General features: G+C 64.5%; 11 protein-coding genes. 4 read left to right on the forward strand and 7 right to left on the reverse strand.

Annotation, left to right across the window (positions count from 1 at the left end; translation table 11 throughout):
- Positions 1–44 precede the first annotated feature (44 nt).
- A complete protein-coding gene (locus BLR29_RS14705) occupies positions 45–1,235 on the reverse strand; it encodes an MFS transporter (protein WP_092137727.1) in 1,191 nt (396 codons plus the stop codon).
- Between the two features lie 183 nt (positions 1,236–1,418).
- On the opposite strand from BLR29_RS14705, the gene BLR29_RS14710 reads away from it, so the two are divergent.
- Both BLR29_RS14710 and BLR29_RS14715 read left to right on the forward strand, forming a co-directional pair.
- Positions 1,419–2,381 carry a GlxA family transcriptional regulator gene (locus BLR29_RS14710; RefSeq protein WP_092137728.1) on the forward strand — a complete coding sequence of 321 codons (963 nt, stop codon included), beginning with the start codon at positions 1,419–1,421 and terminating at the stop codon, positions 2,379–2,381.
- A 114-nt stretch (positions 2,382–2,495) separates the two neighbouring features.
- A complete protein-coding gene (locus BLR29_RS14715) occupies positions 2,496–3,638 on the forward strand; it encodes a 3-deoxy-7-phosphoheptulonate synthase (RefSeq protein ID WP_092137729.1) in 1,143 nt (380 codons plus the stop codon).
- Between the two features lie 76 nt (positions 3,639–3,714).
- Here BLR29_RS14715 and BLR29_RS14720 read toward each other — a convergent pair whose 3' ends face one another.
- The 3 genes from BLR29_RS14720 to hppD form a co-directional block, all read right to left on the reverse strand.
- Positions 3,715–4,911: an amino acid aminotransferase gene (locus BLR29_RS14720; protein ID WP_092137730.1), complete on the reverse strand. Its 1,197-nt coding sequence runs from the start codon at positions 4,909–4,911 to the stop codon at positions 3,715–3,717.
- A gap of 54 nt (positions 4,912–4,965) precedes the next feature.
- Positions 4,966–6,357 carry an amino acid permease gene (locus tag BLR29_RS14725; protein ID WP_092137731.1) on the reverse strand — a complete coding sequence of 464 codons (1,392 nt, stop codon included), beginning with the start codon at positions 6,355–6,357 and terminating at the stop codon, positions 4,966–4,968.
- A 159-nt stretch (positions 6,358–6,516) separates the two neighbouring features.
- Positions 6,517–7,590 carry a 4-hydroxyphenylpyruvate dioxygenase gene (gene hppD, locus BLR29_RS14730; protein ID WP_092137732.1) on the reverse strand — a complete coding sequence of 358 codons (1,074 nt, stop codon included), beginning with the start codon at positions 7,588–7,590 and terminating at the stop codon, positions 6,517–6,519.
- A gap of 260 nt (positions 7,591–7,850) precedes the next feature.
- On the opposite strand from hppD, the gene BLR29_RS14735 reads away from it, so the two are divergent.
- Positions 7,851–8,324 carry an Lrp/AsnC family transcriptional regulator gene (locus BLR29_RS14735; protein ID WP_092137733.1) on the forward strand — a complete coding sequence of 158 codons (474 nt, stop codon included), beginning with the start codon at positions 7,851–7,853 and terminating at the stop codon, positions 8,322–8,324.
- A gap of 57 nt (positions 8,325–8,381) precedes the next feature.
- Here BLR29_RS14735 and BLR29_RS14740 read toward each other — a convergent pair whose 3' ends face one another.
- Positions 8,382–9,809, reverse strand: a complete 1,428-nt coding sequence (locus BLR29_RS14740; protein WP_092137734.1) for an aldehyde dehydrogenase family protein — start codon at positions 9,807–9,809, stop codon at positions 8,382–8,384.
- Between the two features lie 100 nt (positions 9,810–9,909).
- Here BLR29_RS14740 and BLR29_RS14745 point away from each other — a divergent pair, with 100 nt between their 5' ends.
- Positions 9,910–10,830 (forward strand): LysR family transcriptional regulator, encoded by a 921-nt coding sequence (locus tag BLR29_RS14745; protein WP_092137735.1) that lies wholly within the window; start codon positions 9,910–9,912, stop codon positions 10,828–10,830.
- On the opposite strand, the gene BLR29_RS14750 is transcribed toward BLR29_RS14745, so the two are convergent.
- Together BLR29_RS14750 and BLR29_RS14755 are read right to left on the reverse strand one after the other, a co-directional pair.
- The gene (locus BLR29_RS14750; RefSeq protein WP_092137736.1) at positions 10,827–11,171 is read right to left on the reverse strand and encodes a thioredoxin family protein; all 345 of its coding nucleotides are present in this window, start codon (positions 11,169–11,171) and stop codon (positions 10,827–10,829) included. The genes BLR29_RS14745 and BLR29_RS14750 overlap by 4 nt on opposite strands.
- A 109-nt stretch (positions 11,172–11,280) precedes the next feature.
- A complete protein-coding gene (locus BLR29_RS14755) occupies positions 11,281–13,713 on the reverse strand; it encodes an ATP-dependent DNA helicase (protein ID WP_255371243.1) in 2,433 nt (810 codons plus the stop codon).
- Between the last annotated feature and the right edge of the window lie 138 nt (positions 13,714–13,851).

Raw genomic sequence — 13,851 nt, forward strand, 5'->3', positions numbered from 1 at the left:
CGGTAGCTCAAGGGGCAATCGCGGAACCGGGGGGGGGCGACGAATCAGACAGGCTCGGCCTCGCGACTCACTGTCGCGTGAGGCTGCATGCGCGGCCGCTCTATGCAGCGATGCGCGGCTGTGGCAAAAACGAAAGCCATCGTAATCAACGCGGCCGCGACGAGACTCAGGTACTGCGCGCCTATCGACCGGAGCACGACACCGCCAAGCACGCCCGAGCAGGCAAGTCCGATGTATGTGGCTGTATTGTTCAGGGCGAGCAGCAGTGGCGCCACTTGCGGCGACAGTTGCACGAGTCGGTGTTGCTGCGGAACGATGAGCCCCCATCCGCATGCCCCCCAGATGGCCAGCGCGATGGCAGCGCTGAACGGATGCGCGGAGGTCCACGGCAGCGCGCAGAAATTGATGATGGCGATCCAAAGCATCGCATTGATGATGTTGCGGCTCTTGAACCGGTCCACGAGGCGGCCGGAGAGCAGGTTCCCGGCCGTCGCGGTGACGCCCCACAACAGGAACATGCCCGCGAGAATGCGTTCGTCGCCGCCCGTCACGGGCTCCAGTACCACGCCCGCATACGTGTAGACCATCAGGAAGCCGCCGAACGCGAATAGCGAAGTGAGCAAGGTCAGCGCGATCCGCATGTCGCGTACGGGGGCAAGCCGCTCGCGCAGCCTGACGGATGCGGGCAGGGGAACAGATGGCAGCATCGTCCAGACGCCGATCATCGCCACAATCCCGAGCGCGGTGACAAACCAGAGCGTCGACCGCCAGCCTCCGAATCCGCCGATAAAAGTGCCGATCGGCGAACCGAGGGCCGTTGCTCCGGTGAGGCCGGCCGTGACTGCGGCCAGCGCGCGGCCGCGTTTTTCAGGTGCGGCAAGCGCCGAGGCAACGCCCAATGCAGTCGGGGAAAACAGCGCGGCGCCAAATCCTGCCACGGCCCGGCTCACCAGAACCCAGTGCAAGTCGGTGGCGAGCGCGGTGAAGGCGTTGCCGACGACGAAAATGCCAAGCGCCGAAACGAGCAGAAGCTTGCGGGGCAAGTTGCCCGCCACGGCTGCCATCACTGGCGCAGCCACCGCGTAGGTCAGCGCATAACACGTCACCATGAGGCCCGCCAGGCTGACGGAGGTATGCAGCGACGCCGCGACGCCGGGAAGGATGCCGGCGACGACGAAGTTGTCGGTCCCCATTGCAAACATTCCCAGTGCCAGAATCAATAATCGACGATCCATACGAAAATTCTTTGCGAAATACGGTTGAAATTTGGGTTCCGGGGCGGCGATTGCCTCAAAGTCGGTGCCCAGTCACCGGCTCGGCCAGGCCGAGCCTTAGGCTGCCAGTCGATCATAATCGTCGTTGACCACGTCTCAAATGCCATATATACCGTCAATTCAGGACATGAAATTGGGCATTCCATGCACACGATCGGCTTCGTCGTATTTCCAAACTTCTATTTGATGGGCCTGGCGGCAGTCACCGCGTTCGAAATGGCGAACGTCGTACTCGAAGAGCGTGCGTACGACGTGACGGTTCTGTCGGAGGAGGGCGGACTCGTGCTGTCGTCCGCAGGCATTCGGGTCGATTCGCAGCCCATCGGCGACATCGCTTTTGACACGGTCATGTTTGGCTCTGGCGTCGAGATTGACATCGCTTCCGCAACGCTGACTGAATTCGTCAGGCGATCGCTGAAGACATCGAGGCGGATCGCGGCACCGTGCACGGGCGCCTTTATCCTGGCGCATGCGGGCGTCCTGGATGGCCGGCGCGCGACGACGCATTGGCGGTTCGCGCACGATCTGCAGCGCCACTTCCCGAAGATCGCCGTCGAGGAGGACCAGATTTTCATCGTGGACGGCCCGATCTGGACCTCCGCAGGCATGACGGCGACGATCGACATGGCGCTCGCCATGATTGAAAAGGACCACGGTCAGGACGTCTCGCGCGCGGTAGCGCGCAAGCTGGTGATCTACCATCGACGGACAGGCGGCCAGTCGCAGTTTTCGACATTGCTTGACCTGGAACCGAAGTCCGACAGGATCCAGAAGGCCATCGACTACGCGAATTCCAATTTGCGCAACGCCTTGACGGTCGACGAGCTTGCCGATGTCGCAGGGCTAAGCCCGCGCCAGTTCAGTCGGGCATTCAGCGCGGAGACCGGTCAATCGCCCGCAAAGGCAGTCGAACACCTGCGCGTGGAAGCAGCGAGGCTTTTGCTGGAAAAAGGTCGTCTCTCGCTGGACGTGATCGCGCAGGAAGTCGGCTTGTCTGACCGGGAACGAATGCGGCGCGCGTTCGTGCGCACCACCGGTCAACCACCGCAGGCGGTCCGCCGCCTGAGCAGGGACACTCGTGGGCCAGCCCCCACGGCTGTCGCTTAGAATCTTTCACCTCGTCGCCCGCTGCATGGCAGCGACAGAATTTCAGATTCCGCGGCCGAGCCTCACTTGCGGCCGCCGCAAGTCTCCTCTTTCCAGCTTTTCCAGGAGTTAGCCATGAACGATCCGCAGAAATCACCGCCCACGATTGCCGAGGGTTGGCAGACGCCGCCCGATCGCACCAGCGTGACGGATGACGCGCGCGTGGACGACATTATTCCGCTGCCTCCGCCAGAACACCTGATCCGTTTCTTTCCCATCCGCGGCACGCCGGTCGAAACACTGGTCACCCAGACGCGCCAGCGCATCTCGCGCATCCTGCATGGCGAGGATGACCGACTGCTTGTGATCATGGGGCCTTGCTCGATTCACGACCCGCAGGCGGCGCTCGAGTATGCACGGCGCTTGTTGGAGGAGCGCCATCGCTTCGCGGATTCGCTGGAAATCGTGATGCGTGTGTACTTCGAGAAGCCTCGTACCACGGTAGGTTGGAAGGGACTCATCAACGATCCCTACCTGGACGAGAGCTATCGCATCGACGAAGGCTTGCGCATTGCGCGCAGCCTGCTGCTGGATATCAACCGCCTGGGATTGCCGGCGGCCGGTGAGTTCCTGGACGTGATCTCCCCGCAATACATCGGCGACCTGATTTGCTGGGGCGCGATTGGTGCCCGCACGACCGAAAGCCAGGTACACCGGGAGCTGGCTTCCGGTATTTCGGCGCCGATTGGCTTCAAGAACGGCACCGACGGGAATATCAAGATTGCCATCGACGCTATCCAGGCCGCATCGCGTCCCCATCACTTCCTGGGGGTCCACAAGAACGGCCAGGTGGCGACGGTGCATACCAAGGGCAATCCGGATTGCCACGTCATCCTTCGCGGCGGCAAGGCTCCGAACTACGATGCGGAATCCGTGGCCGCCGCTTGCAGGGAACTGGCAGCAGCCGGACTGGGCCATTCGCTGATGGTGGATTGCAGCCATGCCAATAGTGCCAAGCAGCACCAGCGGCAGATCGATGTTGCGGGGGACGTGGCACAACAAGTCAGTAGCGGCAGCGAATCGATCTTCGGGGTGATGGTCGAGAGCCATCTGCTCCCCGGCGCGCAAAAATTTACCCCCGGCGAACACCGGCCATCCGCATTGACATACGGGCAGAGCATCACGGACGCCTGCATCGGGTGGGACGACTCGGTGGCAGTGCTGAACAAGCTGAGCGAGGCGGTCAGTGCACGCCGCGAGCTGAACTCGAAGTCGTAGGCCGGACACCGGCGATGAACCAATAAGAAAGCCACCCGAGGGTGGCTTTCTTCATGGCAAAACGGTGAGCGATGGCTTAGTGCTTGAGCACCTGACCGATCGCATTGGCCACTACGCCCACATTGCGTTCGTTCAGGCCGGCCACGCACATGCGGCCCGAGCGCAGGACGTAGACGCCGTGTTCGGCCTTCAGGCGTTCCACCTGGTCGGCGGACAGCCCCGTGTACGTGAACATGCCGCGCTGCGTGATGTAGCGCGACAGGGCTTCCCCCTTCACGTGATCGCGCAGGTGGTCATGGATGGCCTGACGCATGCGGGCAATGCGCTGGCACATGGCGGCCAGTTCCTGCTCCCAGCTGGCGCGCAGCGACGGCGTGGTCAGCACGCGGGCCACCACACGGGCGCCATGCGTCGGCGGGTTGCTGTAGTTGGCGCGCACGGCGCCGGTCAGCTGGCCCAGCACGCGGCTGGCTTCGTCGGCGCTCTGGCAGACCACGCTCAGGCCGCCGCAGCGCTCGCCATACAGCGAGAAGTTCTTCGAGAACGAGTTGGCCACCAGGCAGGGCACGTTCTGGCGGGCCAGTTCGCGCACGGCAAAGGCGTCGTCGTCGAGGCCGGAACCGAAGCCCTGGTAAGCCATGTCGACGAACGGCAGGAGCTTGCGCTCCTTCAGTACGCCGATGACCTGGCGCCACTGGTCCTGGTTCAGGTCCACGCCCGTCGGGTTGTGGCAGCAGGCGTGCAGCAGCACGATGCCGCCTTGCGGAATGGCCTCGATCGCGGCCAGCATGGCGTCGAACTTCAGCCCGCCGGTGGCCGGATCGTAGTACGGATAGGTGTTGACCTTGAAGCCCGCGCGCTCGAAGACCACGCGGTGGTTCTCCCAGCTCGGATCGCTGATCCACATTTCCGCGGTGGGGAAATAGCGCTTCAGGAAATCGGCACCCACGCGCAGCGCGCCGGAGCCGCCCAGCGTCTGCACCGTGGCGACACGGCCTTCCGCGCGGGGGACGCAGTCATCGCCGAATACCAGGGCTTGCACGGCCTGGCGGTAGCCGGGAATACCCGCCATCGGCAGGTACGGGCGCGGACCCATGTCCGACAGCAACGCCGTCTCCGCCTCGGCCACGGCCTGCATGACGGGCAGGCGTCCCTCGTCGTCAAAATAGATGCCGATGCTCAGGTTGACCTTGTTGGTACGCGGGTCCTGCTGGAAGTCCTCGTTGAGCGAGAGGATCGGATCGCCCGGGAAGGCTTCGATGTGTTCGAACATGGGATGGAATCTGGCTGGTGGTTCAGGGGCGGCGGCCGTGGGCCGCCGCGCGTCTTACTGCGTCTGGACGCCGGTGGCGGGCAGGGCCGAACCGGCATTCTTCTGCCGGAGCCGATAGCTTACGCCAAGTACGGCCAGCCACACAGGGATCAGGTACACCGAGATCCGCAGGCCGGGCGTCAGGTACATCACGTACAGGATGCCCGCCAGGAACGCCAGCGTCAGGTAGTTGGTCAGCGGGTAGCCCAGGCTCTGGAAGCGCGTGGTCTGGCCGGCGGCGCGCTTGTCGCGGCGGAACTTCAGGTGGATGAGGCTGATCATCGCCCAGTTGATGATGAGCGCCGACACCACCAGGCCCATCAGCAGTTCAAATGCTTCGCCAGGCATGAAGTAGTTGATCAGCACGCAGGCGCCGGTTGCCAGCGCGGACACGGCCAGCGCGGCCAGCGGAATGCCGCGGCGGTTCACCTTCATCAGCGCCTTGGGCGCATTGCCCTGTTGCGCCAGGCCCAGCAGCATGCGGCTGTTGCAATAGACGCCGCTGTTGTAGACCGACAGCGCCGCCGTCAGCACCACAATGTTCAGGACATGGGCCACGAGGTTGCTGTTCATCGCGTCGAAGATCAGCACGAAGGGGCTGCCGCCGGTGACGACCTTTTCCCACGGGTACAGCGACAGCAGCACGGCCAGCGCGCCGACATAGAAAATCAGGATGCGGTAGATGACCTGGTTGGTCGCCTTCGGGATGCTCTTCTCGGGGTTGTCGGCTTCCGCCGCGGTAATGCCCACCAGTTCCAGTCCGCCGAACGAGAACATGATCACGGCCATTGCCATCACCAGGCCGCCGAAGCCGTTCGGGAAGAAGCCGCCGTGCTGCCACAGGTTGGCCACCGAGGCTTCCGGTCCGGCATGGCCCGAGACCAGCAGGTAGCCGCCAAAGCCGATCATGCCGACGATGGCCGCGACCTTGATGATCGAGAACCAGAATTCCATCTCGCCGAAGGACTTCACGCTGGCGAGGTTGATGGCGTTGATGATCAGGAAGAACGCCAGCGCGGAAATCCACGTCGGGATGCCCGGCCACCAGTACTGGACATAGATGCCCACTGCCGAAAGCTCGGCCATGCTCACCAGGATATAAAGCACCCAGTAGTTCCAGCCGGACATGAAGCCGGCGAAATGGCCGCAATACTTGTTGGCGAAGTAGCTGAAGGACCCGGCGACGGGTTCATCCACCACCATCTCGCCCAGCTGGCGCATGATGAAGAAGGCGACGATGCCCGCCACGGCGTAGCCGAGCAGGACCGAGGGGCCGGCCATCTTGATGGTCTGGGCGATGCCCAGGAACAGGCCGGTGCCGATGGCGCCACCAAGCGCAATCAGCTGGATGTGACGATTCTTTAGGCCGCGCTGAAGCGTGCCGTCTGTCTCTTGTACAGCGTGCATGGAGTTGTGTCCTCTACCCATTCTTGTGGAATGTCGGGCGCGTCTCTTTGGGTGGACGCTTTGAAAAGACCGCCGGCGCGGGTGGCGCCGGCGGCGGGGAAGGTGCCGGCGCCCCGGGAGGACGCCGGCCCAGGTAAAACTTGGGTCCGGAGGGGGCGCTCAGACCTTCAGGGTGCCGCGCTCGATCTGGTCACGCTCGAGCGATTCGAACAGCGCCTTGAAGTTGCCTTCGCCAAAGCCGTCGTCGCCACCGCGCTGGATGTATTCGAAGAAGACCGGGCCCAGGGCGGCCTTCGAGAAGATCTGCAGCAGCAGGCGGGGCTTGCCGCCTTCGGTGGTGCCATCGAGCAGGATGCCGCGCGCCTTGAGCTGGTCCACCGGCTGGCCGTGGCCCGGCAGGCGGTTTTCCAGCGCCTGGTAGTAGTAATCGTTCGGCGCGGTCATCAGCTCCACGCCCGCCATCTGCAGCTTGTCGATGACTTCGATCAGGTTGTCCGTCAGGAAGGCGATGTGCTGGATGCCCTCGCCGTTGAACGCCATCAGGAATTCCTCGATCTGGCCGCTGCCCTTGGAGGATTCCTCGTTCAGCGGAATGCGGATCTTGCCGTCGGGCGCGGTCATCGCCTTCGAGGTCAGGCCGGTGTACTCGCCCTGGATGTCGAAGTAGCGGATTTCGCGGAAGTTGAACAGGCGTTCATAGAAGTTGGCCCAGTACGCCATGCGGCCACGGTAGACGTTGTGCGTCAGGTGGTCGACCAGCTTCAGGCCGTGGCCCACGGGGTGACGGTCCACGCCTTCGAGGTATTCGAAGTCGATGTCATAGATCGACTTGCCTTCCTCGAAGCGGTCGATCAGGTACAGCGGCGCGCCGCCAATGCCCTTGATGGCGGGCAGGCGCAGCTCCATCGGACCGGTGGCGATCTCCACCGGCTGCGCGCCCAGCATCAGTGCGCGGGCATACGCCTTGTGCGAATCCTTGACGCGAAACGCCATGCCGCAGGCGCTGGGGCCGTGTTCGGCGGCGAAATAGGCGGCTTCGCTGCTCGGTTCGTTGTTGATGATGAAGTTGATCTCGCCCTGGCGGTACAGCAGCACATCCTTGGAGCGGTGGCGGGCCACCAGCGAGAAGCCCATTCTCTCGAACAGGGGTTCCAGGACGTTGGGCGTGGGGGACGCGAATTCAACGAACTCGAAGCCCATCAGTTGCATCGGGTTTTCAAAGAGGTCGGCCATGGTGTGCTCTGCAGGGAAGTGGGGGCTAGGGGAAATAATATTTCGGGCAACCGGCTCGAAGAGATCGATGCGCGGCTTCCGCCGGCGGCGAGGAATGAGGGGCTCGGAGGGGGCTCTGAGCACTTCGGGGCGGTTCCATCGCTGCCTGAACTGGGATTGAGTGTATATGTCGCCCAGCTAAATAGGATTTCGTTAGGCACGCAGGGAAACCCTGAAATATGAGATAAAATTTCGCGAAACTACGTTTCCAGGAAACGCAAATGCAAAATCCTGAGCTGGATCGCACGGACCGCCGCTTGCTGGGGGTCCTGCAGGAACATGGCCGGGCCTCCAATCTGGAGCTGGCGGAGGCGATCAGCCTGTCGCCCGCGCAGACATTGCGGCGCCACCGCCGCCTGGAGGAGAGCGGCATCATCAAGCGCTACGAGGCGCGCTTGGACAGCACGGCACTTGGGTTTGGCGTGACGGCCTTTATCCATGTGACGATGGAGCGCGGGCACATTCGCGACCTGTCCAAGTTCAAGGGGCTCGTGGCGGAGCTGGCGCAGATCCAGGAGTGCTTTTCCGTGACCGGCGACATCGACTATGTGCTCAAGGTCGTGGCGAAGGATCTGAAGTCGCTGTCCGACTTCCTGCTGGATACGCTGATGCGCATCCCGGGCGTGAGCGGGGTGAAGTCCAGCGTGTGCCTGGACGAGATCAAGTGCACCAGCGCGATGCCGCTGGAGCTGTGAGCGCCGGCGGCATCACGGCTACGAACGGATGTCGAACGCCGCCACTCACGCCAACGCTCAAGCCACCAGCACGCCCAGCGTGGCCTTGGGCTCCAGGTAGGCCTCCAGCCCGTGCACGCCGTATTCCCGGCCGATGCCCGATTGCTTGAAGCCGCCAAACGGCGCCGCCGGTTCATGCGCGAGCGTATTCACCAGCACGCGGCCGGCCTCGATGCGTGCCGCCACACGGCGCGCGCGCGCGAGATCGGTGCCGGCGACATAGCCCTGCAGCCCATACGTCGTGTCGTTGGCGATCGCCATGGCGTCTTCGTCGTCGCGGTACGCGATGATCGACAGCACCGGGCCGAAGATTTCCTCGCGCGCAATCGTCATGTCGTTGCGGACGCTGGTGAACACGGTCGGCCGCACAAACCAGCCAGCCTTCATGCCATCCGGGCGGCCCTCGCCGCCAGTCAATAGCGTCGCCCCTTCCCGAATGCCCGTGCCGATATAGCGCTGCACGCGCTCCCACTGCTTCTGGCTGACCATCGGGCCGATGACCGTCGTCGGATCGCTGGGATCGCCAGAGCGGAACTGGCCGATGGCATCTCGCACATGGGCCTCGAACTCGGCCAGCCGGCTCGCCGGCACCAGGATGCGCGTGCCTGCAACGCACGCCTGCCCGCTGTTCATGAATCCCGCGTTCAGTGCCAGCGGCACGGCCTGTGCAAAGTTCGCGTCGTCGAGGACGACGAATGGCGACTTGCCGCCCAGTTCCAGCGTCACGCGCTTGAGCGTCTCGGCCCCGGCGCGAACGATGCCCTTGCCGACAGCCGTCGATCCCGTGAACGAGATCTTGGCCACATCGGGGTGCGCGACGATCTCGGCGCCGACCACATCGCCGCGGCCCGTGACGATATTGAACACGCCCGGCGGCAAGCCGGCCTGATGCAGCGCCTCGGTCACGATGCGCGTCTGGATCGCGCTCATCTCGCTGGGCTTGATGACCGCCGTGCATCCCGCCGCGATGGCCATGGCGAGCTTGCCGCAAATAAAGCCGGCATTGCTGTTCCACGGCGTGATCAGTCCAGCCACGCCCATCGGCTGCATCGTGACTTCGGCCGTGCCGGCGCGGTGCGTGAAATCGTAGTCGCGCAGCACATTGGCGGCGTCCAGCAGCACGCTGGACGCATGCTGGGTCATCCATTGCGCACGGCTGACCGGCGCGCCGTATTCCTCGATCACGGCTGCCAGCAGATCCTGCTCCCGTGCGCGCACTGCCTCGTGCATGCGATGCAGCCACGCGATGCGATCGGCTTTCGTCGTGCGCGCCATGACCGGAAGCGCCTGTTTCGCGGCGGCGATGGCGCGGCGCGTGTCGAGCGCATCGGCCAGGCGCACGCGTCCGATGACCTGTTCGGTGGCGGGATTGAAAAGGTCAAACCATTCCTCGCCGTGCGGGGTGACGAAGGCGCCGTCGATATAGATCTGTTCGATGTGCTGCATGAGGACTCCGGTGCATGGAAAACGTATCTGCAGCATACGAATGCGCCATTGGCCCGTCTAGCCATACAATTTCGGATGAATCGTTGAATGGATCGGGATAATGCAGACTTCCGGACTGAATGAACTGGAGGCCGTGCTGGCGGTGGCGCGGCATCGGAGCTTTCGCGCCGCGGCAACGGAGCTGGGCATGTCGACGTCGGCGCTTTCCCACGCGATTGCCGCGCTGGAAGGGCGCGTCGGCGTGCGGCTGTTCAACCGCACCACGCGCAGCGTGTCGCTGTCGGAGGCCGGCGCGCAGTTTGTGGAAAGCATTGCGCCCGCGCTGATCGCCATTCGCGATGCCATGACGCAGGCCGGCAGCTTCGGCACCACCCCGGCGGGGACGTTGCGGATCAATACCTCGGTCGGCGCCGCGCGCCAGACCATGGCTCTCTTCATGGACTACCTGCGCCGCTATCCGGAGATGAAGCTGGATATCGTCACCGAAGGCCGCCTTATCGACATCGTCGTGGAAGGGTTCGATGCGGGGATCCGGCTGGCGGAAGCCGTGCCACAGGAAATGATCGCCGTGCCGATCGGTGGCGGCCAGCGGCTGATCGTGGTCGGCAGCCCGGACTACCTGGCCGCGCATCCAGCGCCCCGCACGCCGGCGGACCTGATGCAGCATCGTTGCATCCGCACGCGGATGCCTAGCGGCGCGCTGTATCGCTGGGAGTTCTCGCGCCACAACGCGTCGATGGAGGTAGATGTGCCCGGCTCGCTGACGCTGGATGACGCCACGCTGATCCACGACGCCGCGCGCGCCGGCATGGGGCTTGCGCTACTGAGTGTGTGGAACGTGGCCGCCGATCTGGCCGCCGGCACGCTGGTCGAAGTCCTGGCGGACTGGACGCCGCCGTTCGGACCGCTGTGTCTTTACTATCCCGGCCGGCGGCACATACCGGCCGGATTGCGCGCGCTGATCGACATGATCCGGGCGCGTGGCGATGGCCCTGCGAGCTTGACGGCAGGCACCGCCTAGGACGTGGTGGCGGCCTGGCCGTCGATCTGGGCCATGGCGCTGGCAATCGCCTGCGCGTCATCCGGGCGGACCAGCCGCGCCACCTCCTGTCCGTCACGCAGGAAAATCAGCGTGGGCCACAGCTTGATGCGAAAGGAACGCCCGAGCGGGCGACCGCTGCCGTCTTCCACCTTGATATGGCGGATGGACGGATGGTGGCCGAAGGCGGTTTCGATCAAGGGCTGCGCGCGCATGCAGAAGCCGCACCACGGCGCGCCAAATTCCAGCAGCGTGGCGCCGGGCATGGCGTCGATGTCGGCACGCGTCGGCTCGGTGGTGGCGAAATCTTTGGTCATGCTCATCGATGATTCTCCTTTTGGGGCGCGGATCTGGATACGTTGCGGGCAAGCGAAAAACACGCCACCGCATCGGGTCGCGACGATTGCGCCATTCTGCCAGTGACAGCCGTTTTCAGTTTGCCGGGAAGTTGTCGATTCCGGCCATCGACGTGCCAGATTGACCCGTGGATGGCCCCGGGGCCGGCGAGATTTCCCACCATGCCGGCAGCAAGGCGCGGACTTCCGTGCGGCCAAAACGATCATCGATCAGCCAGACCACGCCGCGATCCTGCCGGGTGCGGATCACGCGTCCGGCAGCCTGCACCACCTTGCGCAACCCCGGATACAGATAGGCGTACGCGTAGCCGAGCCCAAAGCCGCTCTCCATCCGCGCGCGCAGTTGCTCGTTGACCGGATTGATCTGCGGCAGCCCCAGCGTGGCGACGAACGCCCCGATCAGGCGGTCTCCCGGCAGATCCACGCCTTCCGAAAACACCCCGCCCAATACCGCAAAGCCGATGCCGCAGCCGCCGGGCACGAATGCATCGAGGAAGGCCGCCTGGCTGGCCTCGTCCATGCCGCGGGCCTGGCACCAGATGGGGATGTCCGGATGCTGCGCAGCCAGCATTGCGGCCGCCTGCTGCAGGTAGTCGTGGCTGCTGAAGAAGGCCAGGTAGTTGCCGGGCCGCGCCGCATACTGCCCGGCCATGAGTTCGACGATCGCGGGCAGCGATTGCTGGCGTTGCGTGTAGAGCGTGGAGATATGCCGCGCGATATGGACGCGGAGCTGTTCGGCGTGGAAGGGCGACGGGACTTCCACCCACGCCGTGGTCGCCGGCAAGCCGAGCATGTCCGCGTAGTAGCGCTCAGGCTGCAGCGTGGCTGAGAACAGCGAGGTCGAATGCGCGCCGGCAAACCGTGGCCGCAGGAACGGCGCCGGCAGCAGGTTGCGGATGCACAGTTGGGCGTTCACGCCGCTGCGCAGGCGCGGCGTGCGCGTGATATCGAACAGGGAATGCTTGCCGCCGTGCTCGGACATCTGCTCGGCCAGGCGCAGGAAGTGCAGGGCGTCGAAATAGAAGCGCTCCAGCGTGGCGTCATGCTGGCCCGGGTTTGCACTCATGAATTCGACGATGGCACCGCAAAGCTGCGCGAGGGCATCGACGAAAACCGTCGGGGCCGTGTCGTGGGTTTCGTAGGCCGCGTCACTGCCCTTGGCCAGCGCGCGCCATTGCCGGTTGAGGCGATCCATCGGCCGCGCCAGCATCCCCGGCGCCGACTGCCGCACGGCACGGAACGAGAGGTGATCGAGCGTCGCCGTGTACATGGCGCGACCGCGCTCGACGAGGTTGTGGGCTTCGTCGACCAGCACACTGACGCGCCAGTCGTTGAGGGCGGTCAGCGCGTAGAGCATCGCGCTGCGGTCGAAGAAGTAGTTGTAGTCCGCCACCACCACATCGCTCCAGCGGATCATCTCCTGTGCAAGGTAGTAAGGGCAGACGTCATGTGCGCGAGCGATGGCGCGCACGGATTCGCGATCCAGGACGGGTGCCGTGCTGGCTGCCTCGCGTGCCGCCGGCAGGCGATCATAGAATCCACGCGCCAGCGGGCAGGATTCGCCGTGGCAGGCCAGCGACGGATGTTCGCACGATTTGTCCCGGGCCATCAGTTCCAGCACACGCAGTGGTGCGGGGCGGTCATCGCCGGGAGCATCGTGGCGTATGTCGGGGCCTATATCGTGGCGTATGTCGTGGCGTACATCGCGCAAGTGGGCGGTGGCCTGCAATGCCACGGCGCGTCCGGTTGAACGCGCGGAGAGGAAGAACAGCTTGTCGATCCGCTGCGACGGCATGGCCTTCAGCACCGGAAAGACCGTGCCGATCGATTTGCCGATACCGGTGGGCGCCTGCGCCAGCAGCGTCCGCGCGGACACATTGGCCTTGTAGACGGATTCGGCCAGCGTGCGCTGCCCGGGGCGAAAATCGCCGTGCGGAAAGGCCAATGCGACCAGACCGGCATCGCGTGCCTGGCGATGCGCGTTCTCACGCTCGGCCCAGCGCAGGAAGCGCCGGCAACTGTCCTCGAAAAATGCGCGCAGCGTGGCGGCGTCGAAGCGCTCCTGCAGCGTGCGCTCGCGCTGGCTCAGGATGTCGAAATAAACGATGGCGATCTCGATGTCGGCCAGGCCGCGCGCTTCGCACAGCAGCCAGCCGTAGATCTTTGCCTGCGCCCAGTGCAGGGCGCGGTGGTTGTCGGGGACCTCGACGGCCTCGCCACGTACGGTCTTGATTTCCTCGAGCCGGTTGGCTGCCGGATCGTACCCGTCGGCGCGGCCGCGCACGCGCAAACCGTCGAACATGCCGGACAGCGAGACCTCCGTTTCATAACCGGGGCCACGGCGGCCCGTTACGACGCCGTGTCCTGCCACGCCTTCCTGGGCAGTGGGCGACGGCGTGAAGCGCAAGTCGAGATCCCCCGCCTTGGCGGTGAATTCACAGAGCGTGCGCACGGCCACGACGTAGCGAGGTGTGGTCTCCGGAGTGAGCGGGCAGGAGGTGGTGGACAAGGCGCAAAAACGGGGCGGCGAAAGAACTGTATGAATATACAGTGTTCGTCGCCGAAGTGAAGACCGTCTGCCATGGATGTGCCTGCGACGCCGCGTAGCTGGAAGGAGTCGTGCGGCGGGTTGTGGCGCGCATGCCGA

This window comes from Cupriavidus sp. YR651 (assembly GCF_900101625.1).
In the GTDB taxonomy this organism is placed as follows: Bacteria; Pseudomonadota; Gammaproteobacteria; order Burkholderiales; family Burkholderiaceae; genus Cupriavidus.